This window comes from Halomonas sp. WWR20, assembly GCF_054602495.1.
Genome location: NZ_JBTRHR010000005.1, coordinates 199,714 through 222,198 on the forward strand (window position 1 = coordinate 199,714; position 22,485 = coordinate 222,198).

The following is a 22,485-nucleotide window of genomic DNA, read 5'->3' on the forward strand; positions in this document are numbered from 1 at the left end:
ATCACAAGGCGCCGTCTGCCATGGCAGACGGCATCGTCAGGGGTTCGTGAGGCGTGGTGTCCCAGTCGATGCGGGTCGAGGGCGCGTGCCCCGCCCAGCCGAAGCGATCCAGCAGCGCCGCCATGTCGGCATTCAGCGCCGCCTGGAGATGCAGCGTCTGTCGAAGAACGGGGTGCCACAATCTCAGGCCCACCGCCGCCAGCAGCAGTCGGTCGCTGTCCAGATGATCGCGAAAGAAGCGATTGTGCAGTCCCTTGCCATGCGTGGCGTCGCCGATGATCGGATAGCCGCGGCGCGACAGGTGGCGACGGATCTGATGGCGGCGCCCGGTGTAGGGGCGCGCCTCCATCAGCGAATAGCGGGTCTGGGGATAGCGATCCACGGCGACCGGCAGCTCGACGCTGTCCAGCCGGCGTATCGCGGTGACCGCGGGCTGGGCCGGCATCTCGGACTTGGGGCGCAGGCCGTCCTCCTCACGCAATGCATAGTCGAGGATTTCCTGCTCGGGGCCGATACCGCGTACCACCGCCAGATAACGCTTGCGCACCCGGTATGCGGCGAACTCTTCACCCAGCGCGGTGGCTATTTCCGCTGACAGACCGAACAGCAGAATGCCCGAGGTCGGCCGGTCGAGGCGATGCACGGGGTAGACGTGACGCCCCAACTGATCGCGCAGGGTCTGCAGGGCGAATACCGTCTCGCCACGCGCCAGCGGCGTGCGATGCACCAGCATGCCGGGCGGTTTGCGAACCGCGACGAGATGGTCGTCCTGATAAAGGATCGGCAGTATGGGAACCATGAACCTCTCACCGATGGGGAAGGCGCTATTTTCAGGGCTGATGTCCGCGATGTACAGCCTGGGAGAGTGTGCCGGCTCGCATGTGGCGACCAATGTCGCCTCGCCAAGCACGTCTCGATAAGCGATGCTGAAGCAGAACCAAAACGCCGTTCCAGTGTGAGACTATCAGCCGGTTATCGGCTAGCTTGCGTATGCTGAGTGGCATGGCGAGTCGCTGTTTGCCACCCTGCCGCTATGGGAGTATTCCGAAAGGCAGCTCGCAGCTTTCGATGCCGGCTATCGTTATCCGCCGGCAGGCCCGCCGTTGCTGCGGCGTGATCGGCGCTCCGCCGTGGTGGTGCAGGTGTTGCTTCAACGATTCACGCAGCATCGTATCTCAGACGGGTTTCATTCATCGACGACTGAGCAGGGATACTTCATGACCACCCCCTCCCAGCCCCATCTGGTCGTATTGACCGGCGCCGGCATCAGCGCGGAAAGCGGCCTGAGGACCTTCCGCGACAGTGACGGCTTGTGGGAAAACCATGCCGTTCAGGACGTGGCTACACCCGAGGCCTGGGCGCGCGACCCCGAACTGGTGCTGCGCTTCTACAACGAGCGCCGCGATCAGGTGCGCCGCGCCAAGCCCAATGCCGCTCACAAGGCGCTGGCCGAGCTCGAGCGGGCCGGCTTCCGGGTCAGCGTGATTACCCAGAACGTCGACGATCTGCATGAACGGGCGGGGTCGAGCGACGTGCTGCATCTGCACGGCGAGATTCTCAAGGTGCGCTCCAGCGTCGACCCGCATCTGCTGTATCCGTTGCGCAAGGGCGGCATCGGCATCGGCGACTTGTGTGACAAGGGCAGCCAGTTGCGCCCCCACGTGGTGTGGTTCGGCGAAGCGGTACCGCTTTATGCCCCGGCCTGCGATATCGTCGCGCAGGCCGATCTGGTGCTGGTGGTGGGCACCTCGCTGTCGGTCATGCCTGCGGCATTGCTGCTTGAGCAGGCCCCCTTCGACGCGCCATGTATCCTGGTCGACCCTCAGGCCGATCAGTTGGTGACCCCCGGCGCGATTGCCCTCAGCCAGCCCGCCAGCCAGGGCGTGCCCGAGTTGGTGGGACATTGGCGGCGAGAAGGCCGATTGTGGGTGCCGAGTCTGGACTGAGCCTCGCGGCAACGCTACCGTAGCGGGTGCCGCATTACGGCGCCATCTTCTCTCAAACCAGAGTCGCTGAAGCGACCGGGCCTCATCGTATGTGATGCCCCGATCAGGACACGCCAGCATGTTCGAACGTCTCAATCGCCTGTTCCCGCTGTGGGCCATCCTGCTCGCCGCGATTGCCGCCTGGCAGCCGGATGTCTTCACCGGCCTGGCCGGCCTGATTCAGCCGCTGCTCGCGCTGATCATGTTCGCCATGGGGCTGACCCTGGCGAAAGAGGACTTCATGCGGGTCGCCAGACAGCCGTTACCGGTAGCCGTGGGGCTGGTGCTGCAGTTCTCGATCATGCCGCTGGCGGCACTGGCGGTCTCCTGGGCGCTGGATCTGGATGCCGCCCTGACGGCGGGCATGGTGCTGGTCGGAGCCACTGCAGGGGGGACGGCGTCCAATGTCATCACCTGGCTGGCGGGGGGCAACGTCGCCCTGTCGGTGTCGATGACCATGGTGTCGACGCTGGTGTCGGTGGTCGCCACGCCGCTGTTGAGCTGGCTACTGGTCGGCCAGAGCGTCGAGGTGCCGGTGGCGGGCATGCTGCTGAGCATCGCCAAGCTGGTCATTGCGCCCATCGCACTGGGAGTGATCATCCATCAGTTCCTGGGCCGGCACATCCAGCGTGCCGAGTCCGGACTGGCCACGCTCGCCATGGCGGCCATCGTCGTGATCATCGCTATCGTGGTGGCGCTCAATGCCGGGCGCCTGGCGACGCTGGGGCCACTGGTCGCGCTGGCGGTGATCGCTCACAACGCCCTGGGCCTGGCCGGCGGTTACTGGGTCGGGCGGCTGTGCGGCTTCGATATCCGCACCAGCCGGACCCTGGCCATTGAGGTGGGAATGCAAAATTCGGGGCTCGCGGTGGCCTTGGCCAGCCAGTTCTTCACCGCGACGGCGGCGCTGCCCGGGGCACTGTTCTCGGTGTGGCACAATGTGTCCGGATCGCTGCTGGCGGGGTACTGGAAGCGTCGCCCGGCGCACGATAACGTTGCCGACGATAAGCGTCACGCCATGCGCTGATCGCCGCCAGGAGGACCGCGTCGCGGCAACGGGACGACAAGGATTTCGGTGCGACAAGGAGTTCAGTCGACAGGGGCCGGGCATGTTAGACTGCCCGGCCCTGTTCTTTCCGGTAACCGGCACGTCCCCCGATGAGTGAAACCTGCGACACCGAGACGCCCTGTCTCTCCTGCGAGCGTACCGACGGCGATTGGGAAGGCGATCCTGCGACCGGCCGTCTGCGCCCACCGCGCCGCCCCTTCAAGGCTCGCGGCAGTTTCGTGACCCGTTGCGAGGCGTGTCGCCTGCCGCAGCTCAATTGCCTGTGCCCCTATCGGGTGCCAGCCGAAAGTCATGCGCGATTCTGGCTGTTGACGCATCCGCTCGAGCACAATAAACCGACCAATACCGGGCGGCTGATCAGCGACATTCTGGGAACCACCGAAGTCTTCACCTGGTATCGCACCGCGCCGGATCCGCGGCTGCTCGAACGCCTCGAGGATGCGCGATTCGCGCCGTTCATCATCTTTCCCGACGATCAGCCGGACTATGCCGAACGGGTAGTGGGGCAGGGTGCATTGCGCGACGTCACCGCCGACGGGCGGATTCCGGTTTTCGTGATTCTCGACGGCACCTGGCGGCAAGCGCGGCGCATGTTCCGTAAGAGTCCTTATCTCGACGGCCTGCCGGTACTGCCGTTGAAGACAGAGCGCCTGACCCGCTACCGGCTGCGCAAGCCCGCCTCGACAGCTCACCTGTGTACCGCCGAGGTCGCCGCGGAGCTGTTGCGCATGGCCGAGGATACCTGCGCGGCGGCGATTCTCGACGACTACTTCGACGCCTTCAACGACAGCTACGCCGCCAGCCGCGTGCACCACAAGCTGGAGGCGCCGACGCCGGCCATGCAACGCCTGCTCTCGCGCCAGTAAATCTTCATCAGTCAAGCTCAGCCAAGCAGTTGTCCGGCGATCCTGAGTCCGGCGACCCAGGTGCCGATCGCCGAACCCAGCGTGGCGAGCAGGAATACCAGCAGGGTGCGCGAGACGCGGTTATGCCACCAGCCGCGCGGCGAGCTGACGGCGTGGCGCAGGCGCGAGAAGTCGCCGACGGTGGGACGGCGCATGGCCAGTTCCACGCCGGCGGCGACGAAGCCGGCGCCGATGGTCGGGTTGAGTGAGGTCAGCGGGGCGGCGAAGAAGGTTGCGAGAATGGTCAACGGATGGGCCCAGGCGATCAGTGTGCCCAGCGCCGCCAGCACGCCGTTGATCAGAAACCACTCGCCGACCAACGACCAGCCCAGGCCGGTGTCGCGGGAGAAGCCGATGGCGAAGCCGGTCAGCACCAGGGCGACGATGATCCAGGGGATGGCCTTCCAGGCACGGCTGCGCTGCGGGGTGATTTCCAGTTCGCGGCGCTCATCGACGAGGGCGGCGGTGGAGGAGGCCGCTTCGCCGAGCGCTTCGAGATGCTCGCTCATGCCCTTGAGATGCCCGGCGCCGATCACCACCAGCACGTTGTGAAACTTGCCCTCGGGGGCTTTCTCGCGCAGGCGCAGCGCCATGTAGCGGTCACGCTCGGCGACCAGCGGCACATACAGGGAGGCGGATTGATGGGCGAACTCGGCGAAGGTCGACTCTAGCACGTCGCCCTGCTTGAGGCGCTCGATCTCCTCGGAGGAAACCTTCTGACGCGAGATCACACTGCCCAGCAGACCCGAGATCAGCGTCATGCGTTGCCACCAGGGCACGTTGTGGTAGACCCGCTTCAGGGTGACGCCGATTTCACGGTCGATCAGCTGTAGCGGCAATCCGGCGCGCTCGGTTTCCTCGACGGCGGCACGCATCTCGGCGCCGGGTTCGATGTCCGATTGCTCGGCGATACGTTGCTGAAAGGCGCTCAGCGCCAGGCTGGCCGCGACCATGCCGGCCTTGCCTTGGCGCACCACCTGGAACAGGTCCATATCCGCCATGGCATCGGGTCGGATCAGACTCTGATGACGCGAGGCACACAATTCGATGGCCACGGCGTCGTACTCGCCTGAGCGGATCAGATTGCGCACCTCGTCGGCACTGGCGCGTGAAACATGTGCGGTGCCCAGCAGGGTATAGCGGGTCGAGCCTTGCTCGATGACCTGGCGAGGGCCGGCGGAAGTGTCGGTCATTGAGAAGTCGCTTGCAGCTGAATGAAGTCAGTGATTATCCACTAGCTCCCGGGATGCGCCAAACCGCAAAGCCGGTCCGTTTCCCGAACCCGGGCTAACGGCGCCAGAATGCGGGCATGAACAGCACCAGGATAGTGAAGATCTCCAGGCGCCCGAGCATCATCGCCAGTACCAGGATCCACTTGGCGAGCGCCGGGATGCTGCCGTAGTCGTTGGTGACCTCGCCCAGGCCAGGGCCGAGATTGTTGAGCGCCGAGCCGACGGCCGACCAGGCCGTGACCTGATCGAGGCCTGTGGCCAGCAGCCCCAGCAGCATGAGCACGAACAGCAGCAGGTAGGCCGAAAAGAAGCCCCACACCGCCTGAGCGACGCTGTCGGGAATGCGGATGCGCCCGATCTTGACCGCGAGGACGGCATTGGGATGGATCAGGCGCTGCACCTCGCGCAAACCCTGCTTGAGGATCAGCAGGATACGGATCACCTTCATGCCGCCGCCGGTGGAGCCGGAACAGGCCCCGACGAACGCCGCCAGAAACAACATGAAGGGCAGCGCACCGGGCCAGGCGGAGAAGTTGGCGACGCCGAAACCGGTGGTGGTGGCGATCGAGACCGCCTCGAACAGCCCATGACGAAAGGCGCTCGTGTCATTATAGGTGCCCGAAATGAGCAGGGTGGCGATGGTGACGACGCTGAGCACTGCCAGCAGCAGGATGAAGAAGCGAAACTCCGAATCGCGCAGATATTGCGCGAGACGCTTCTCGCGCCATACCGCGAAATGCAGGCCGAAGCTGATCGATGACACCACCATGAAAAACACGCAGATCAGTTCGATGGCGGCGCTATCGAAATAGGCGATGCTGGCGTCATAGGTCGAGAACCCCCCCACCGCGACCGTCGAGAAGCTATGTCCGAGTGCGTCGAACCAGTTCATGCCGGCCAGCCAGTAGGCCGCGAAGCAGACCAGTGTCAACGTGGCATAGATGTACCACAATGCCTTGGCGGTTTCGGCGATGCGCGGGGTGAGCTTGGCATCTTTCAGCGGGCCGGGAATCTCGGTGCGATAGAGCTGCATGCCGCCCACACCCAGCGTCGGCAGGATGGCGACCGCCAGCACCACGATGCCCATCCCGCCCAGCCATTGCAGCTGTTGCCGGTAGTAGCGCACCGACTCCGGCAGCAGATCGATGCCGGTGATCACCGTGGCACCGGTAGTGGTCAGCCCCGAGAACGACTCGAAGACGGCATCGGTCAGCGACAGCGCCGGGTCGTCGGCCAGCATTAGCGGCAACGAGCCGAACAGGCCTAGAACGCTCCAGAACAGCACCGTGATGATGAAGCCGTCGCGAGTCTTGAGCTCCTTGCGCGCCCGATGGTTGGGCCAGTACAGCGCGGCACCCGTGACTGCGGTAATCACCAGGCCAATCACGAAAGCGTCCCAGGTCGCGTCGTCATAGAGCAGCGAGATGAGAATGGGCGGCACCAGCGTCAGGCTGAACAGCATCAGCAGCAGGCCCAGTATGCGCAGCGTAACGCGCGGGGTCATGGCACAGCGTTCCTTGCGTAAGAGTGCATGAGCAGGGGACAGTCCTGCCGATCAGAAGAAGGTCAGACCGACCTGGAACAGGCGTTCCACCTCGCGAATGCGGCGCTTGTCGATCACGAATAGAATGACGTGATCGCCGGATTCCACTACCACGTCGTCATGGGCGATCAGCACTTCCTTGCCGCGTACGATGGCGCCGATGGTGGTGCCCTTGGGCAGGGTGATCTCGTCGATGGTGCGCCCCACGACCTTGGATGAACGTGAGTCACCGTGGGCGATGGCCTCGATAGCCTCCGCCGCGCCGCGCCGCAGCGAGTGGACGTTGACGATATCGCCCCGCCGCACGTGGGTCAGCAGGCTACCGATGGTGGCCTGCTGAGGTGAGATGGCGATATCGATCTCGCCGCCCTGTACCAGATCGACATAGGCGGCATTGTTGATCAGGGTCAGCACCTTCTTGGCCCCCAGGCGCTTGGCCAGCATCGACGACATGATGTTGACCTCGTCGTCGTTGGTCAGGGCGCAGAAGATGTCGCAATCCTCGATGTTCTCTTCCTGGAGTAGTCGCTTGCTGGTGGCGCTGCCATGCAACACCACCGTACGCTCGAGATGCTCGGAGAGAACCGTGCAGCGCTCCAGGCCATGTTCGATGATCTTGACCTGGTGGCTGTGCTCCAGCGTCTCGGCAAGGCGTTGGCCGATATTGCCGCCACCGGCAATGATGATGCGTCGAAAGCCTCGGTCGACCTTGCGCAGCTCGCCCATCACCGCGCGGATATCCTTGCGCGCGGCAATGAAGAATACCTCGTCATCGGCTTCGATGATGCTGTCGCCGCGCGGGATGATGGGGCGATTGCGGCGGTAGATGGCGGCCACCCGGGTGTCGACGTTGGGCATGTGGCGGCGCAGAAAGCCGAGTTCCTGGCCCACCAATGGGCCGCCGTAATACGCCTTGACCGCGACCAGCTGGGCCAGGCCGCCGGCGAAGTCGAGCACCTGCAGCGCGCCGGGGTATTCAATCAGACGGCGGATGTGGTCGGTGACCACCTGCTCGGGGCTGATCAGCACGTCGATGGGAATCGCATCGTTGGAAAATAATCCCTTGCGGGTCAAATAGGCGGTGGAGCGCACCCGGGCGATCTTGGTCGGGGTACGGAACAGGGCATGCGCCACCTGGCAGGCCACCATGTTGACTTCGTCGGAGTTGGTCACCGCAATCAGCATGTCGGCATCCTCACAACCCGCCTGGCGCAGCACCATGGGGTAGGAAGCGGTGCCGACCACGGTGCGGATATCCAGGCGGTTGTGCAGTTCGCGCAGCCGCTCGCTAGCGATATCGACCACGGTGATGTCGTTTTCCTCATGGGCCAGATGTTCGGCCAGAGTGCCGCCGACCTGGCCAGCCCCAAGAACGATGATTTTCATGCGTGGGTATCCACTTCGATAACTGGGCGTAGCATAAACCAGCCACTGGATCGATTGACAGGATATTGGCGGGGATGGCCGTCCGCGTAACGCGGTGACAAGGCCCGGTGGGGGCCGCATTGGAGTAGAAGGCACACCTGAACAGAAGCGAAGCAGGCTGGGGAAGGCGCCGGGGCGTGCCCCAGCGCGTGATGCCACCTCAGTCGAGGGTAAAGCCGAGCTTGATGGTGACCTGCCAGTGCGCGACGCGGCCATCTTCGACATGGGCGCGGGTGTCGGTGACTTCGAACCACTTGATGTCGTGAATCGTTTGGCTGGCCTTGGTCAGGGCCCGCTGGGCGGCATCTTCGATTCCGGTGGTGGACGAACCGGTCAGTTCAATATGCTTGTAGACATGATCGCTCATGAATCCTGGCTCCTTGTGTCGATATCGCTTCCATGAAGTCGCTTGCGAGATAGTCTGCCCGCCATGGGCGGGCATCGCTGACTCAGTATAGAAGCCATACAGGGAGTTGCCCGGCCGCGGCCGGGACATGAGGACGAGAACAGGGACGAACTGGGCAGGAAACCGGGGCGTGGGCGGCAATCAGCCGCCTCGCTTGGCCAGTCGGGCATAGAAAAAACCGTCATGGCCGCCGACCTGGGGCAGCAACTGGCGACCTTCGCCGGCGGCGCGCCCCCACTCGGCGGTCACGGGCGTGGTGACCTCGGCGTCGGGCGTGCGACCGATGAAAGCGCGGATCTGATCGCTGTTCTCCTCGGGCATCACCGAACAGGTGGCATAGAGCAACGTGCCGCCGGGGGCGAGCAGCGTCCAGAGATGGTCGAGTAGACGCGCCTGCAGCGCGGCGAGTTCGGCGATGTCGCTGGCGCGGCGTAGCGCCTTGATATCGGGGTGACGGCGAATCACGCCGGTGCCGGAGCACGGTGCATCCAGAAGCACCGCATCGAAGGGACTACCGTCCCACCAATCGGGCGAAGCCGCATCGGCGTGCAGCGTCCGCGCCGGCAACGCCAGCCGCGATAGCGTCGCTTCGACACGCGTCAGGCGTTCGGCGTCACTGTCCACGCCGAGCAGGTCGACATCGAAACGCTCGAGCAGGTGTGCCGCCTTGCCGCCGGGGGCGCAGCAGGCATCGAGCACTCGCGCGCCAGGACGTCCCTGTAGCGTGGGTGCAAGCAGCTCGGCGCTAAGTTGTGCAGCCTCATCCTGTACGCTGACGTCGCCTTCGGCAAACCCCGGCAGGGTCTGCACGTCACAGGGCGCCGACAGGGTCAGGCCCTCTGCGGAGTGACGGCAGGGCAGGGCCTCGAGCCCCGCCTCGGCGAGACGCGCCAGATAATCCTCGCGCGTGCCGCGACGCCGATTGATGCGCAGCGTCATCGGCCCGGGCTGGTTGTTGGCCTCGGCGATCGCTTGCCAATCCTCGGGCCAGGCTTGGCGCAGCGCCTTGAGCAGCCAATTGGGATGCCACGACGCCACTGCGGGGTCGCGATCCACACGTGCCTGCAAGGCATCCGATTCGCGCTGCAGGCGGCGCAGGCAGCCGTTGAGCACCCGTGTTGCCCACGCCTTGCCGAACTTGCGCGCGGCGCCGGCGGTTTCGCCCACCGCGGCATGCGCCGGCACCCGCATGTAGAGCAGTTGGTAGAGGCCCAGCAGCAGTAGCGCCTGGATATCCTGATCCCGGCGCTTGAAGGGTTGACGCAGCAGCTCGGCCGAGAGGGCCTCGAGGCGAGGCAGGGTCCGGCAGACCCCGAAACACAAGGCCTTGGCGAAGCTGCGGTCGCGCTCGTGGATGGCGTGGGCATCGAGTGCCGCCTCGAGACCCGAGAGCGAGCCCTGAGCGGTGAGTACCGGCACCAAGGCCTGAGCGGCCGCGGCGCGCACATTCTGACCGGTCATGAGACTTCTCCTGCGTCACCCAGGCGCTGGCCGGGGCGTACCCGCTCGGCCCGGGAGTTGAGCAGATCGCGCACTGCCAGTGGCTTGCCCCCGGGCAACTGAGCCTGGGTGACCCGCAGCACCTCGTCGCCCTGCGGGCCACAGGCGATGCGCAGCGCGTCTACATCATGCGCGAGCAGCGTACCGGGGGCTGCGGACGCCTCGTCGGGGCGGCGCGGATCCACCTCGGCGAACCATAAACGTAGCGCATCGCCACCCAGGCGGGTCCAGGCCACCGGCCAGGGGTTGAAGGCGCGGATACGGGCCGCCAGCTCGCCCGCCGGACGCGTGAAGTCCACTTCGGCCTCGGCCTTGGAGAGTTTGGCGGCATAGGTGACGCCTTGCTCGGGTTGGGGCGTGGCGCTCAGCTCGCCTGAGGCCAGCGCATCGAGTGCCGCGACGATCGCTTCACCGCCCAGCTGAGCCAGGCGGTCATGCAGCTCGCCGCCGGTCGTGGCGGGGGGGATCGGCAGGGTGCGTATCAACAGCATGTCGCCGGTATCGAGCCCGGCATCCATCTGCATGATGGTCACGCCGCTCTGCGAGTCGCCGGCTTCGAGGGCACGCTGGATCGGCGCCGCGCCGCGCCAGCGCGGCAATAGCGAGGCGTGCACGTTGAAACAGCCCAAACGGGGGATGTCGAGCACCGCCTGCGGCAGCAACAGACCGTAGGCGACCACCACCATGACATCGGCGTCGAGCGCTTTGAGCTCACGCTGGGCGTCGCTATCCTTGAGCGTGGCGGGCTGATGCACGGGAATGGCATGCGCCTGGGCCAGTGCCTTGACCGGGCTCGGCATCAGCTTGCGTCCGCGGCCCGCGGGACGGTCCGGCTGGGTGTAGACCGCCACGATCTCGTGGTGGCTGGCGAGCAGAGCCTTGAGACTTTCGGCGGCGAAGTCCGGCGTGCCGGCAAACGCCACGCGCAGGGATTGGGACATGAGCGGATTCCGTGAAATGAACGATGCCGCGATGATAGCGGAAGGAAGAGTGCGTCAAAAACACCGAAGGCCGGACGATCCAGCCTTCGGTTCAGGGGGCAGAGTGCGGGGCGCGTGGGTCGCCCTGCGTCGTGAACGGTTTTAGGCGTCCTGCATTTGCTTGTGACGCTTTTGCATCTTCTTTAGCACCCGGTCGCGCTTGAGCGGGGAGAGATAATCGACGAACAGTACCCCCTCGAGATGATCGCACTCATGTTGGATGCAGTGGGCGAGCAAGCCGTCGGCTTCCAGCTCGTAGGGGTTACCGTCGCGATCCTGAGCCTTGAGGTGCACGCGCAGTGCGCGCGGCACTTCGGCGTAATACTCGGGAATCGACAGGCAGCCTTCCTGCATCGGCTCTCGCGCGTCGTCGAGAGGCGTATAGTGGGGGTTGATGAGTACCAGCGGCTGGGACTGGTTGTCGCTGACATCCATGACGATAACGCGCCGATGCACATCGATCTGCGTTGCCGCCAGTCCGATGCCACGGGCGTCGTACATGGTTTCCAGCATATCGTCGACGAGCGAGCGGACCTCGTCATCGACCTGTTCGACCGGCGCGGCCTTGGTGCGCAGGCGCCCGTCGGGAAATTCAAGGATCTCTAATCTGGCCATGGCGTTGACAATACCGTTATGTTGTCATGCAGAAGTACAGCATAGTGTACTGACCTGCGGGAATGAACGAAACCAAGAGTCTTCGATGGACGTCTCGGGATTGGCTTCATGCCCCTTGCGTGTCCGGGCCGTGCCGCTAAAGGTGGCATGATGGCCGTGCAATGCAGGTGCGCGCAGCAACCACGGCGCGACGACAAGCCCATATGACATACACCGTCATCGGTGCGGTGATACGCGATTTGACGCCATATTTCCGGCCAGGTTCCACGTAGTGACCGGCACGCCACATGTGACAGACGCTGGCGGATGAACAACAGAAGAATATTAGGTGCAGGCGAGCATGACGAAAAAGGGACACCGAGGGGGCAGGGCATGGCGGTTGGCCATGCTGCTGCTGATTCTGGGGAGCAACATCGCCACGGCGATGGCGCAGGAGGTTGGGGTGCGCCGCGATGCGCCCCAGCGTTATACCGTGACCCAGGGCGATACGCTATGGGGCATCGCCGGGCGCTTTCTGGAGTCTCCCTGGCAATGGTCCCAAGTGTGGCAGGACAACCCGCAGATTCGCGATCCCCAGCGAATCTATCCCGGTGACAGCGTGGCGCTGAGCTATACCCAGGGCGCCCCGCGTCTGCACCTGGAGCGTGGACCGGGCGAGGTGGTACGTCTTTCGCCCGGAATCCGTCGTGTACCGCATCGTGAGGCGATCGCCACGATCCCGCTGGAGGAGATCGAACCGTTTTTGCAGGACTACCGGGTCATCGAGGCTGACAGCCTGCCGGCGCTGGGGCATGTGGTGGCGGGCGATAACCGACGCATCATCAGTGGCGCCGGCGACCGCCTCTATGCTCGCGGCAACTTTACGGGACAGCGTGCGCTGCTGGGCATCTATCGCGAAGGCCAGCGCTACGTGGATGCGGCGAGTGGCGAAAGGCTGGGTCTCGAGCTGCAGACTATCGGCCAGGCGCAGTTGGTAAAGATGCAAGGCGACGTCGCGGTGCTCGAGGTGCGCAAGGCGAGTCAGGAAATTCGCAGTGGCGATATTATCCTGCCGCTGCCGGCCAACCCCATCGATACGCGTTTCCAGCCGCGGGCACCGGCAACCGCAGTGAACGGTCGCGTACTGGCAATACCGGGAGGGGTGAAGTTCATCGGGCGCCTGGACGTGGTCGCGCTGGATCGCGGCGCGCTCGACGGGTTGAGCCCCGGCCATGTGCTGGGCGTAGCCCAGGTCGGGGAGCAGGTCATCGATCCGCTGAGCGGCGATACGTTGCAACTGCCGGAGCAAGAGGCCGGTCTGGTCATGGTGTTTCGTACCTTCGAACGGGTCAGCTACGCCCTGGTCATGCAGGCGCGGCTTCCGCTGTCGGTGGGCGATCGAGTGCATCGGCCCGAGGCCGAGGAGAACTTCGTCGCGCGTGGCACGCGGTGAACTCGGGGGGCAGAGCATGACGGTGCGCGAATGGCTGATCCTGTCGATGTTGCCGGGGCTGGGGGCCAGACGTATCGCAACGCTGGCGGACCATCTGGTGCAACAGCAGGTATCTCAGCCCTGGCCTCAGGGCTGGCTGGCGGGACTTCCCGCTGAGCCGCGCGAGGCGTTGAGGCTGTGGCTCGAGCATCCCGATCGCAGCCCGTTACAGGCCCCACTCGAGGCCGCCCTGGCCTGGGAGGCGCAGAGCCCCCAGCACCACCTGTTGCATCCCGGTCATGACGTCTGGCCCGCGCTGCTGCGCGAGCTGCCCGATCCGCCACCGGTACTCTGGGCCAAAGGCAGCCTGGAGGCGCTGAACCCGCCGGCGCTGGCGATGGTCGGTACGCGCCGTCCGACCCGCGAAGGGCTGGATAATGCGGCGCTTTTCGCGCGGCAGTTAGTTGAGGCCGGCTACAGCGTCGTCAGCGGATTGGCGCTGGGCATCGATGGGTGCGCGCATCGTGCCGCTCTTGACGCGGGCGGGGCAAGTGTCGCAGTGCTCGGGTGCGGAGTGGAGGTCATCTATCCACCCCGTCATGCCGACCTCTACCGGCGAATGCTCGCGGAAGGTGGCCTGCTGCTATCCGAGCACGCGCCCTTGATCCGTGCCCATGCCCGTTTCTTTCCCCGACGCAACCGTATCATCACGGGTCTCTCCCACGGCGTGCTGGTCGTCGAGGCTGCGCAGAAAAGCGGCTCGCTGGTCAGTGCGCGTCTGGCCATGGAGCAGAACCGTGAGGTCTTCGCGCTGCCCGGCTCGATCCACAACCCCCAGGCGCGGGGTTGCCTGGAGCTGATTCGCCAGGGGGCCGCCCTGGTGACCTGTCTCGACGATGTCCTGAACGAACTGACGCCGGGCGGTTTGGTCCGCAGGGTGGACCGGCCGCAACCGGTGGCCGGGCCCTTTCCTGACACGCTTTCGCCGTGGCCGGGCAATGGCGGATTCGAGACGACATTGAAGGGCTCGGCGCCGCCTGGCAGAGCATTGAAAGAGCCGGTGTCGTCAGGCCCGGAAGATCCCCTGCTGGCGCTATTGACCGACATGCCGACGCCATTGGACGTATTGATCGAGCTGACCGGGCGCGATGTCGGTGGCTGCCAGATGCACCTGCTGGAGCTTGAGCTACAGGGCCGGGTGGCCCAGGCGCCTGGCGGTTGGGTGCGGGTGCAGGCGCCGTCCTGAGCGGTGTAGCCAGCGCGCCGGAAGAAGAGGTCCGGCGGTCGGCGTGGTAAAATGCGTGTCCGCCTCGCCAGCGCCCGACCCGCCACCGAGCAGGCGGACGCCCTGGCGGGCGCGCATGGCAGAACCTGCGCAAACGCTGCGTGTGGTTCGGTGAGATCGCCGTATTGTCCGAAAACGCTGGGCAGCGGCCCGAGTCAGGTAGATCAACCTATGTCTGAATCCCGTGATACGTCATTGAACTCCGCGCTTGTCGCCCTGCGCGCCGGCGGCATCATCGCCTATCCGACCGAGGCCGTATGGGGGCTGGGCTGCGACCCCGACAACGATGCCGCGCTTGCCGCGCTGATTCGCCTCAAGGCACGCGATCCCGCCAAGGGGTTGATCCTGATCGCCGGCGATATCGCACAACTCGCGCCCTGGCTCGAGGGGCTCGAGGCCCCGCTTTATGAACGTCTCCAGGCCCGCTGGCCGGGCCCGTATACCTGGCTGGTCCCCGACAATGGCCGGTCGCGGCCGTTGCTGCGTGGCGAGCATGACCGCCTGGCGGTGCGCGTCAGTGACCATCCTTGGGTACAGCGGTTATGCGCCGGTTTTGGTGGCCCACTGGTATCGACCTCGGCCAATACCGCGGGACAGCCGCCCGCGATGACAGCCCAGGAGGTCTCTACGGTGTTTGGCGACGGCGTCGCGGCCGTTGTCGATGGTCCCTTGGGCGGGCGTGAGCGACCGAGTACCATTCGTGATCTGATATCGGGCGAGATAATCCGCAGCTGACCGTAACCGCCAGGAGGGTGTCACGCCCCATAGGTAATGGCGTGCGGTCCTCCGAACATTCAACTTTACCGGGAGAGAGACGTGGCTCACGCCTACCTCGACGACGTTAAAACCTATCTGCTCGATCTGCAGGACCGGCTATGCGATGCCTTGGCCGCAGAAGACGGCGGAGCGGCCTTTCATGAGGATGTCTGGGAGCGGCCTGCGGGGGGCGGCGGGCGCTCGCGGGTCATCGAGAACGGCGCCCTGTTCGAAAAGGGCGGGGTAAACTTCTCTCATGTCTTCGGCCAGCAGTTGCCGCCTTCGGCCACGGCGGCCCGGCCGGAACTCGCCGGGCGCAGCTTTCATGCCGTGGGGGTCTCCTGGGTGTTGCATCCGGAAAATCCGCACGTTCCTACCGCTCACGGCAACGTGCGGTTCTTCATCGCCGAGAAAACGGGTGAGCCGCCCGTCTGGTGGTTCGGCGGCGGGTTCGATCTGACGCCCTACTATCCGACGACCGAGGACGCAGTGCATTGGCATCGGGTGGCCCGGGACGCTTGTGCGCCTTTCGGAGAGGAGGTCTATCCGCGCTTCAAGACCTGGTGCGACGAATACTTTTACCTGCGCCACCGCGACGAAACCCGCGGTGTCGGGGGGCTGTTCTTCGATGATCTCAACGAGGGCGGCTTCGCGCACTGCTTCGCCTTCCAGCGCGCGGTGGGCGATGCCTTTCTCGACGCCTATCAACCCATCGTACAGCGCCGCCGCACGATGCCCTTCGGCGAACGCGAACGCAGCTTCCAAGCCTACCGGCGCGGACGCTACGTGGAGTTCAACCTGGTCTGGGACCGAGGCACGCTGTTCGGGCTTCAGAGTGGGGGCCGCACCGAGTCGATTCTCATGTCGATGCCGCCCATGGCGTGCTGGAAATATGCCTGGGCGCCGGAGCCGGGCAGCGCCGAGGCACGGCTGAGCGATGAATTTCTCAAGCCTCGCGACTGGCTGGGCGAGGTCGAGCAGGAGCAACCATGAGCGATCGTTATTGTGTCTTGGGCCATCCCATTGCCCATTCGCTGTCGCCGCGCATCCATGCGGCCTTTGCCGAGCAGACCGGCGTGGATATGAGCTACACGGCCCTTGAGGCACCGCTGGACGATTTCACCGGCACGTGGCGCAATTTCGTCGCCGAAGGCGGCAAGGGCGCCAACGTGACCGTGCCGTTCAAGGAGGAAGCCTTTCGCCTGGCCGACGTGCTCAGTCCGCGTGCCAGGCGGGCAGGCGCGGTCAATACGCTGATGGTGGGCAAGAATGGCGAGACGTACGGCGATACCACCGATGGGGTGGGGCTGGTACGCGATCTCGAAGCCCATGCGGCCCCCTTGGCGAGAACGCGCATTCTGGTAATGGGGGCTGGTGGCGCGGTGCGTGGTGTACTGGAGCCACTGTTGGCGGCTCGACCGGCGGCGCTGATGATCGCCAATCGCACCGCGTCGAAGGCCGAGTCTCTGGCCCATGCGTTTGCCGATCTGGGGGAGGTGACGTGGGGTGGCTTCGATGCCGTGGTGGGGACCTTCGATCTGGTCATCAATGGCACCAGTGCCAGCCTCAGCGATCAACTGCCGCCGTTGCCCGATGACATCTTCGCCGATGAGGCGCTGGCCTACGACATGATGTATGGCGCTCAGCCGACCGTGTTTCTACGCTGGGCGGCGGCGCGGGGCGCGCAGCCCGTAGACGGCCTGGGAATGCTGGTCGAGCAGGCGGCAGAGGCATTCTATCTGTGGCGCCATGTGCGCCCGGATACCCGCCCGGTAAGAGAAATGCTGCGTGGGGCGCTTTGAGCGCCGCACGCATAAACGGTGGAGGCGACGTCTCAACGCTTCCTGACCAGAAAGCCGGCCATGCACAGTAGCAACCCTAGGGTTGAAGTGAGCAGGGAGGCATTGACCATCAGCGGATAGCGCTGAAAAAACGAGTGAAACGGTTGGGGAGTCTCGACACAGGTGCGGTGCAGATAGTCCCAGTAGCCGCCCGCGAAGAGACACGAGCGGATGGCGTTCTGCTCCCAGAAATACAGGCCCAGCAGCAATAGCAGCGGTAACAGCAGGAGTGCGCTCCCCAGGCGAGTCAGCATGTCAGGTTCTGCAGTTGGGGCGCTTGCCGGCGCTGCGCGCCTGCTCGTAGAGCGGCAGGGCCTGGTCCAGGCGCGCCTGAAGTTCCTGCATGCGCTGGCCGTGGCTGGGGTGGGTGGACATCCACACCGGCGGCTCGCCCTGGCTGTCGGCCGACATGTTCTCCCAGAGTGCCAGGCTGGCGCGCGGGTCGAAACCGGCCTGTGCCATCAGGTCCAGGCCCAGCAGGTCGGCTTCGCTCTCCTGCTTGCGCGAGAAGGGTAGAATCACGCCATATTGGGCCCCGGCGCCGAGTAGCGCCATCAGCTGTTCGCCACCCTGGCCTTGCAGCCCGGCGGCGGCTTGCAGTACCGACAGGCCAGTCTGGGTGGCGGTCTGGGTCGAGACGCGCTCGTTGGCATGATCCGCCAGCACGTGGGCCACTTCGTGGCCGATGACCGCGGCCAGTTGGTCCTGATTCTGGGCGACGTCCAGCAACCCGCTGTTGACGCCGATATAGCCGCCGGGCAGCGCGAAGGCGTTGGCGGAGTCGTCCTTGAAGGTCTTGACCTCCCAGCTATCGATACCGTAGCTGGCCGGGACTTCGGCGGTGATGGCGTTGGCCACGCACTGCACATAGCTGTTGGTGGGGCCGGTGACCACCGGTAACTCCTGCTGATACTGGGCGAAGCTTTGCTGCCCCATCTCGCCAAGCTGTTCATCGGAATAGAAGGCCAGCTGATTGCGTCCCAGCGGTGAGCTTGAACAAGCGGCAAGTGCCAGGCTGAGGGTGCCGACGCTGAGTAGATGCTGCCATTGTCCAAGGCGCGATATCCATTGCATAGGGCTCTCCTTATGATCTGCTGGACCCGGTTTACAAACCGCTCCAAGATACCCGGATACCCCGCCGGGTCAACTATTACCGCAAGCATACTACACGGAGAATGCCACTATGGATGATGAGCTGTCCCAACGCCTTCGGCGCCTGCTGGATCGCGTCGAGGGCTGGTTGCCGCCGGAGCCGCCAGCCATCGACTGGACGCGTGATGTCGCCGCGCTGTGGCAGCGTCATGCGTTGGGCGGACAACTGATCCCCGTGGCTCCCCGAGACAGCGTGCACCTCGACGACCTGATCGGCGTCGAGCGACAAAAGGCGGCGCTGCTCGCCAATACACGGGCCTTTCTGCAGGGCCTGCCTGCCAACCATGCGCTGCTGTGGGGCTCGCGCGGCAGCGGCAAGTCGTCGATGGTGCGGGCACTGCTCAATACGCTGGCCGCGGAAGGTCTGCGGCTGATTCAGGTCGATCGCCACGACCTGATCGGCCTGCCGGGGCTGGTGCAGCGCTTGCGAGGCGATACGCACCGGTTTGTGGTGTATTGTGACGATCTTTCCTTCGAGGGCCATGACGATGCCTACAAGGCCTTGAAGAGCGTGCTGGACGGTACTTTGACCGGCCCGCCGGAGAATGTGCTGTTATACGCAACCTCCAACCGTCGCCACCTGTTACCGGAGTCGATGAGCGATAATCAGGTGACGCAGCTCGTCGAGGGCGAGCTTCATCATGGAGATGCGGTGGAAGAAAAAGTGTCGCTGTCGGATCGCTTCGGGCTGTGGCTGGCGTTTCATCCCTTCGATCAGCAGGCGTTTCTTGCCACCTGCCAACACTGGGTGGCGTATCTGGGCGGGCAGGATAGCTGGAGCGAGCAGGCCCGCATCGAAGCGCTGCGATACGCGACCCTGCGAGGCGTGCGCAATGGCCGTGCCGCCTGGCAGTTCGCCTGCCAGTGGGCCGGGCAGCAGCGGCTGGACACGGTCGCGGCTGGGGCGAGTGCGACCCGGTAACGTGTCTGGCATAAAAGGGAACGAGAATATATCGCAGCCATGCGGGAAGGCTGGGATGTTCGGCTTGACGAGGCTGGTCTACCAGTTTCGCGAAAGGGGATGGGGACATGGATGATACGGAATGGCAGCGGCGTCTGGCCGACATCCGCGCAAAGGCCTTCGAGAATCTGAAAAGTGGTTTGCGTGCGGTCGCTCAGGTGACTGATATCCTCAGTCAGAGGACGGCTCCCTGTGACAGCGACTCGCTTGAACGTCTGCGTCATGCCCTGCATCGCATGGCCGAGTCGACGGACGCGTTCGGTTGCCCCGAGTTGAGCGTCGATTGCCGGGAGATGGAGACGCAGGTACAGCAGTGGTGTAACAGCGGTATCCCCCCGGCGCCTTATACGCTGGCCGCCTTGCATGAGCGCTTGAAAGGACTGATTGCTCGCTTGGAAGTCAGTGTAGAGGTGGCGGGCTCTGCGCAGGAGGACACATCGTCGAAGCAGGCGCTATCGGCGCGTGTGGCCGTGTTGGGCGAAGATGGCGAACAGGCACGCATGCTGTGTAGTGCGCTGGACGGCTTCGGCTATAGCAGTCAGCACTTTCGCCATTCTCAAGCACTGGCCGACTGGCATCCCGATGTCATCATCGCCGAACATAGCGGCGCTGGCTCGTCGCTGATGGAAGTGGGTGAGCGTTGCGCCTCGCTGGAACCATTGCCGGCGTTGGTGGTACTGAGCCGCTATGGCGACTATGACAGCCGGCTGGAGGCCGTGCGTGCCGGGGCCAAGGGGTTCTTTACCTATCCGATTGATCTTCCAGCGCTGGAGAACCGCCTCAAGAATCTGCTGACACAGCAGCAGCATGCATCCTATCGAGTACTGATCGTCGACGAAGATGCCGAGCACGCCGAACATCTACGTCTGGTGCTGGCCGGAGCCAATGTCGAGTCATGTATCCTGACGGAGTCGCGCGAGGTTCTGAGCGTGCTGCGCGGCTACCTCCCGGATCTCATTCTGGTAGGCATGCAGTTGACCGGTTGTACGGGGCCCGAACTTGCCCAGCTCATCCGTCTCGATGACGAGTGGTTGAAGATACCGCTGCTCTACCTTTCCACCGTAGAGGAGCGCGACCAACAGGCCTGGGCACTATCGTTGGCGGGGGACGGCGTCCTGACCAAGCCGGTCTCCGAGACTCAATCCGTGGCGGTGGTGCTGGCCTGTGCCCAACGTTCGCGCCAGCTCAGCGAGGCGCTGTTACGCGATGGATTGACCGGTTTGATGAAGCGTTCGGTCATCCGCGAACAGCTCGACATCGAAGTATCCCGCGCACATCGCACCGGGCGCCCCGCTTGTGTGGTAATGCTCGACATCGACCGCTTCAAGGTGATCAACGATAGCTATGGCCATGCCGCGGGGGATTACGTCATCCGCATGCTCGCCAACCTGTTGCGTCAGAGACTGCGCAAGGTCGATCATATCGGCCGCTACGGCGGCGAGGAGTTCGTGGCCATCCTGCCCGACTGCCTGCCTGGGAGCGCGCAGCAGATATTCGATGAGATCCGCTGCAAGTTCAGCGCCCTGAAGTGCATCGCCGGAGATCAGATATTTCACGCCAGCTTCAGTGCCGGGATTGCCTGCACCCGCGACTGGCCGGACTCGGATGCCGTGCTCGACATCGCCGACATGGCCATGTATCAGGCCAAGGTGCAGGGGCGCAACCAGGTACGCCAGTCGGATGCGACACCCATGACCGTACGCTAGGGTCTGTTGACGTTGCATGCACGGCCACGCCGGAGCCAGTTTTTGTGCGGGGCGGCTCGCGTTATCTTGGCGCGCCTTGCGCACGGGGCGCCAAGATAGCGCCGCTTCTTCGACGCTCCCCGCGTCCCATATTCAAGATAGGCTCGGGCTGAGCCGCCTTAGCGTCGGTTCTTGCGCGCCTCGCGGGTGCGCGAAAGCTGGCGCGCGCGCGCTTTTTCGCGATCGCTGGCATCGGCGTTGCTGTCGTAAGGGTTGTGGCCTGAGCGGAACTCGAAGCGAATCGGCGTGCCGCGTACCTTGAGGACCTTGCGGAAGGTATTGATCAGGTAGCGCTTGTAGGCTTCCGGCAGTGAGTCGGTCTGGTTGCCATGGACGACGATGATCGGGGGATTGCTGCCGCCCTGATGCGCCATGCGCAGCTTGATGCGCCGTCCATGTACCAGCGGTGGCTGATGCTCGGAAACGGCATCCTGCAGCAGGGTGGTGAGCCGGTTGGTCGACCAGTGGCTGGTCGCGCTGGCATAGGCCTTGTCGACCGAAGGATAGAGATCGCCTACCGCGGTGCCGTGTAGCGCCGAAATGAAGTGCAGGTCGGCATAGTCGGCAAAGCCCAGCCGGCGTTTGATCTGAGCACGCATCTTCTCGCGCGCCTCGCTCTCCAAGCCGTCCCACTTGTTGACGGCGAGCACCAGGGCGCGTCCGCTGCTGAGGACGTAATCCAGAAGGTGCAGGTCCTGCTCGACCAGGCCGGTACGGGCATCAAGTACCATGATCGAGACGTGGCACTCCTTGATCGCCTCGAGCGTCTTGACGATGGAGAATTTCTCGGCAATTTCGCTAACATTCTTGCGCCGGCGGATGCCCGCGGTATCGACCAGCACATAGGATTTGCCACGACGCTCAAAGGGAATCTCGATGGCATCGCGCGTGGTCCCGGCCTGGTCGAAGACCACCACACGCTCCTCGCCCAGCAGGCGATTGACCAGCGTCGACTTGCCGACATTGGGACGTCCGATCACGCCGATGCGAATACCGCGGGCGTCATCCGGAAAGGCCTCGTTCTCGTCGCGTTCGGGAAACGGGGCGAGGACTTCCTCGATCAGCGTCGTGACGTTACGGCCATGTGCGGCGGCGATGGGGCGTGGATCGCCCAGACCCAGCGTCCAGAAGTCCGCCACGGCGGTGTTCTCTTCCAGGCCGTCGGTCTTGTTCACCACCAGCCAGGTTTTCTTCTGATTGACGCGCAGATGATTGGCGATGGCTTCGTCGGCGACATTCAGTCCCGCGCGGGCATCGACCAGAAACAGCACGATATCGGCCTCGTCGATGGCCAACAGCGACTGTTCCGCCATGACCGCGTCGATGCCATCCTCGTCACCGCTGATACCCCCGGTGTCGATGACCGTGTAGAGCTTGTCGCCGAGTTTGCCATTGCCATACTTGCGATCACGGGTCAGGCCGGGGAAGTCGGCCACCAAGGCATCGCGTGAACGGGTCAGGCGGTTGAAGAGAGTCGATTTGCCGACGTTGGGTCGGCCGACCAGGGCAATGACGGGGTTCATGATATCTCGCAAGCGGGGATCGGGATGAATGTTCTGCGCCTGGCCCAAGGCGTGGCGCACATGCCGTACGATGCCCGTAGGGGTAAACAACAGAAAAACCTAAGTGCCCGCCACTCCGATGAGCGCAGCCATGACAGGCACGATGTAATTC

21 protein-coding genes are annotated in these 22,485 nt (G+C 64.4%); 10 read left to right on the forward strand and 11 right to left on the reverse strand.

What is annotated here, in order from left to right:
- Position 1: 1 nt before the first annotated feature.
- Positions 2-799 carry a pseudouridine synthase gene (locus ACW4DH_RS11375; protein ID WP_459636515.1) on the reverse strand — a complete coding sequence of 266 codons (798 nt, stop codon included), beginning with the start codon at positions 797-799 and terminating at the stop codon, positions 2-4.
- Between the two features lie 418 nt (positions 800-1,217).
- Between ACW4DH_RS11375 and ACW4DH_RS11380 the strand changes: the two genes are divergently transcribed.
- The 3 genes from ACW4DH_RS11380 (at position 1,218) to ACW4DH_RS11390 (ending at position 3,920) form a co-directional block, all read left to right on the forward strand.
- Positions 1,218-1,946, forward strand: a complete 729-nt coding sequence (locus ACW4DH_RS11380; protein ID WP_459636516.1) for an SIR2 family NAD-dependent protein deacylase — start codon at positions 1,218-1,220, stop codon at positions 1,944-1,946.
- 118 nt (positions 1,947-2,064) lie between these two features.
- Positions 2,065-3,012, forward strand: coding sequence for a bile acid:sodium symporter family protein (locus ACW4DH_RS11385; protein ID WP_459636517.1), 948 nt, complete (start codon positions 2,065-2,067; stop codon positions 3,010-3,012).
- A gap of 131 nt (positions 3,013-3,143) precedes the next feature.
- On the forward strand, positions 3,144-3,920 hold the full coding sequence (locus ACW4DH_RS11390) for a tRNA-uridine aminocarboxypropyltransferase (RefSeq protein ID WP_459636518.1): 777 nt from the start codon (positions 3,144-3,146) through the stop codon (positions 3,918-3,920).
- 17 nt (positions 3,921-3,937) lie between these two features.
- On the opposite strand, the gene ACW4DH_RS11395 is transcribed toward ACW4DH_RS11390, so the two are convergent.
- The 7 genes from ACW4DH_RS11395 to def form a co-directional block, all read right to left on the reverse strand.
- Positions 3,938-5,152 carry a TraB/GumN family protein gene (locus tag ACW4DH_RS11395; RefSeq protein ID WP_459636519.1) on the reverse strand — a complete coding sequence of 405 codons (1,215 nt, stop codon included), beginning with the start codon at positions 5,150-5,152 and terminating at the stop codon, positions 3,938-3,940.
- 94 nt (positions 5,153-5,246) lie between these two features.
- Positions 5,247-6,695 (reverse strand): TrkH family potassium uptake protein, encoded by a 1,449-nt coding sequence (locus tag ACW4DH_RS11400; protein ID WP_459636520.1) that lies wholly within the window; start codon positions 6,693-6,695, stop codon positions 5,247-5,249.
- Between the two features lie 51 nt (positions 6,696-6,746).
- A complete protein-coding gene (gene trkA / locus ACW4DH_RS11405) occupies positions 6,747-8,120 on the reverse strand; it encodes a Trk system potassium transporter TrkA (protein WP_459636521.1) in 1,374 nt (457 codons plus the stop codon).
- Between the two features lie 199 nt (positions 8,121-8,319).
- Positions 8,320-8,526: a dodecin gene (locus ACW4DH_RS11410; RefSeq protein ID WP_459636522.1), complete on the reverse strand. Its 207-nt coding sequence runs from the start codon at positions 8,524-8,526 to the stop codon at positions 8,320-8,322.
- 180 nt (positions 8,527-8,706) lie between these two features.
- Positions 8,707-10,026: a 16S rRNA (cytosine(967)-C(5))-methyltransferase RsmB gene (gene rsmB, locus ACW4DH_RS11415; protein ID WP_459636523.1), complete on the reverse strand. Its 1,320-nt coding sequence runs from the start codon at positions 10,024-10,026 to the stop codon at positions 8,707-8,709.
- Positions 10,023-11,006 carry a methionyl-tRNA formyltransferase gene (gene fmt, locus ACW4DH_RS11420; RefSeq protein ID WP_459636524.1) on the reverse strand — a complete coding sequence of 328 codons (984 nt, stop codon included), beginning with the start codon at positions 11,004-11,006 and terminating at the stop codon, positions 10,023-10,025. The genes rsmB and fmt overlap by 4 nt, the downstream gene beginning before the upstream one ends.
- Before the next feature lie 141 nt (positions 11,007-11,147).
- Positions 11,148-11,660 (reverse strand): peptide deformylase, encoded by a 513-nt coding sequence (def, locus tag ACW4DH_RS11425; protein WP_459636525.1) that lies wholly within the window; start codon positions 11,658-11,660, stop codon positions 11,148-11,150.
- 385 nt (positions 11,661-12,045) lie between these two features.
- On the opposite strand from def, the gene ACW4DH_RS11430 reads away from it, so the two are divergent.
- From ACW4DH_RS11430 to aroE, 5 genes are all read left to right on the forward strand, one after another.
- On the forward strand, positions 12,046-13,092 hold the full coding sequence (locus tag ACW4DH_RS11430; protein WP_459636526.1) for a LysM peptidoglycan-binding domain-containing protein: 1,047 nt from the start codon (positions 12,046-12,048) through the stop codon (positions 13,090-13,092).
- 16 nt (positions 13,093-13,108) lie between these two features.
- Positions 13,109-14,317, forward strand: coding sequence for a DNA-processing protein DprA (gene dprA, locus ACW4DH_RS11435; RefSeq protein WP_459636671.1), 1,209 nt, complete (start codon positions 13,109-13,111; stop codon positions 14,315-14,317).
- Positions 14,318-14,527: 210 nt separating this feature from the next.
- A complete protein-coding gene (locus ACW4DH_RS11440; RefSeq protein ID WP_459636527.1) occupies positions 14,528-15,091 on the forward strand; it encodes an L-threonylcarbamoyladenylate synthase in 564 nt (187 codons plus the stop codon).
- Between the two features lie 81 nt (positions 15,092-15,172).
- Positions 15,173-16,105, forward strand: a complete 933-nt coding sequence (gene hemF / locus ACW4DH_RS11445) for an oxygen-dependent coproporphyrinogen oxidase (RefSeq protein WP_459636528.1) — start codon at positions 15,173-15,175, stop codon at positions 16,103-16,105.
- Positions 16,102-16,914, forward strand: coding sequence for a shikimate dehydrogenase (gene aroE / locus ACW4DH_RS11450; protein ID WP_459636529.1), 813 nt, complete (start codon positions 16,102-16,104; stop codon positions 16,912-16,914). The genes hemF and aroE overlap by 4 nt, the downstream gene beginning before the upstream one ends.
- Positions 16,915-16,946: 32 nt before the next feature.
- On the opposite strand, the gene ACW4DH_RS11455 is transcribed toward aroE, so the two are convergent.
- Together ACW4DH_RS11455 and ACW4DH_RS11460 are read right to left on the reverse strand one after the other, a co-directional pair.
- Positions 16,947-17,207: a hypothetical protein gene (locus tag ACW4DH_RS11455; protein ID WP_459636530.1), complete on the reverse strand. Its 261-nt coding sequence runs from the start codon at positions 17,205-17,207 to the stop codon at positions 16,947-16,949.
- Between the two features lies 1 nt (position 17,208).
- Positions 17,209-18,027, reverse strand: a complete 819-nt coding sequence (locus tag ACW4DH_RS11460; protein ID WP_459636531.1) for a M48 family metallopeptidase — start codon at positions 18,025-18,027, stop codon at positions 17,209-17,211.
- Positions 18,028-18,136: 109 nt separating this feature from the next.
- Here ACW4DH_RS11460 and ACW4DH_RS11465 point away from each other — a divergent pair, with 109 nt between their 5' ends.
- Together ACW4DH_RS11465 and ACW4DH_RS11470 are read left to right on the forward strand one after the other, a co-directional pair.
- Positions 18,137-19,027, forward strand: coding sequence for an ATP-binding protein (locus ACW4DH_RS11465; RefSeq protein ID WP_459636532.1), 891 nt, complete (start codon positions 18,137-18,139; stop codon positions 19,025-19,027).
- Positions 19,028-19,134: 107 nt separating this feature from the next.
- Positions 19,135-20,772, forward strand: coding sequence for a diguanylate cyclase (locus ACW4DH_RS11470; protein ID WP_459636533.1), 1,638 nt, complete (start codon positions 19,135-19,137; stop codon positions 20,770-20,772).
- Between the two features lie 158 nt (positions 20,773-20,930).
- Here the strand turns inward: ACW4DH_RS11470 and der are convergent, their stop codons facing one another.
- The gene (der, locus tag ACW4DH_RS11475; protein WP_459636672.1) at positions 20,931-22,334 is read right to left on the reverse strand and encodes a ribosome biogenesis GTPase Der; all 1,404 of its coding nucleotides are present in this window, start codon (positions 22,332-22,334) and stop codon (positions 20,931-20,933) included.
- Positions 22,335-22,485 lie beyond the last annotated feature (151 nt).

Excerpts from the sequence above, each read along its gene's own strand:
- ACW4DH_RS11470 (WP_459636533.1), top strand. The coding sequence starts at position 19,135 with ATGGATGATACGGAATGGCAGCGGCGTCTGGCCGACATCCGCGCAAAG.
- ACW4DH_RS11430 (WP_459636526.1), top strand. The coding sequence starts at position 12,046 with ATGCTGCTGCTGATTCTGGGGAGCAACATCGCCACGGCGATGGCGCAG.
- ACW4DH_RS11375 (WP_459636515.1), bottom strand. The coding sequence starts at position 799 with ATGGTTCCCATACTGCCGATCCTTTATCAGGACGACCATCTCGTCGCG.
- ACW4DH_RS11455 (WP_459636530.1), bottom strand. The coding sequence starts at position 17,207 with ATGCTGACTCGCCTGGGGAGCGCACTCCTGCTGTTACCGCTGCTATTG.
- def (WP_459636525.1), bottom strand. The coding sequence starts at position 11,660 with ATGGCCAGATTAGAGATCCTTGAATTTCCCGACGGGCGCCTGCGCACC.
- der (WP_459636672.1), bottom strand. The coding sequence starts at position 22,334 with ATGAACCCCGTCATTGCCCTGGTCGGCCGACCCAACGTCGGCAAATCG.
- rsmB (WP_459636523.1), bottom strand. The coding sequence starts at position 10,026 with ATGACCGGTCAGAATGTGCGCGCCGCGGCCGCTCAGGCCTTGGTGCCG.
- ACW4DH_RS11440 (WP_459636527.1), top strand. The coding sequence starts at position 14,528 with ATGTCTGAATCCCGTGATACGTCATTGAACTCCGCGCTTGTCGCCCTG.
- ACW4DH_RS11390 (WP_459636518.1), top strand. The coding sequence starts at position 3,144 with ATGAGTGAAACCTGCGACACCGAGACGCCCTGTCTCTCCTGCGAGCGT.
- trkA (WP_459636521.1), bottom strand. The coding sequence starts at position 8,120 with ATGAAAATCATCGTTCTTGGGGCTGGCCAGGTCGGCGGCACTCTGGCC.
- ACW4DH_RS11410 (WP_459636522.1), bottom strand. The coding sequence starts at position 8,526 with ATGAGCGATCATGTCTACAAGCATATTGAACTGACCGGTTCGTCCACC.
- dprA (WP_459636671.1), top strand. The coding sequence starts at position 13,109 with ATGACGGTGCGCGAATGGCTGATCCTGTCGATGTTGCCGGGGCTGGGG.
- ACW4DH_RS11460 (WP_459636531.1), bottom strand. The coding sequence starts at position 18,027 with ATGCAATGGATATCGCGCCTTGGACAATGGCAGCATCTACTCAGCGTC.
- ACW4DH_RS11395 (WP_459636519.1), bottom strand. The coding sequence starts at position 5,152 with ATGACCGACACTTCCGCCGGCCCTCGCCAGGTCATCGAGCAAGGCTCG.
- fmt (WP_459636524.1), bottom strand. The coding sequence starts at position 11,006 with ATGTCCCAATCCCTGCGCGTGGCGTTTGCCGGCACGCCGGACTTCGCC.
- ACW4DH_RS11385 (WP_459636517.1), top strand. The coding sequence starts at position 2,065 with ATGTTCGAACGTCTCAATCGCCTGTTCCCGCTGTGGGCCATCCTGCTC.
- ACW4DH_RS11400 (WP_459636520.1), bottom strand. The coding sequence starts at position 6,695 with ATGACCCCGCGCGTTACGCTGCGCATACTGGGCCTGCTGCTGATGCTG.
- ACW4DH_RS11380 (WP_459636516.1), top strand. The coding sequence starts at position 1,218 with ATGACCACCCCCTCCCAGCCCCATCTGGTCGTATTGACCGGCGCCGGC.
- ACW4DH_RS11465 (WP_459636532.1), top strand. The coding sequence starts at position 18,137 with ATGGATGATGAGCTGTCCCAACGCCTTCGGCGCCTGCTGGATCGCGTC.
- aroE (WP_459636529.1), top strand. The coding sequence starts at position 16,102 with ATGAGCGATCGTTATTGTGTCTTGGGCCATCCCATTGCCCATTCGCTG.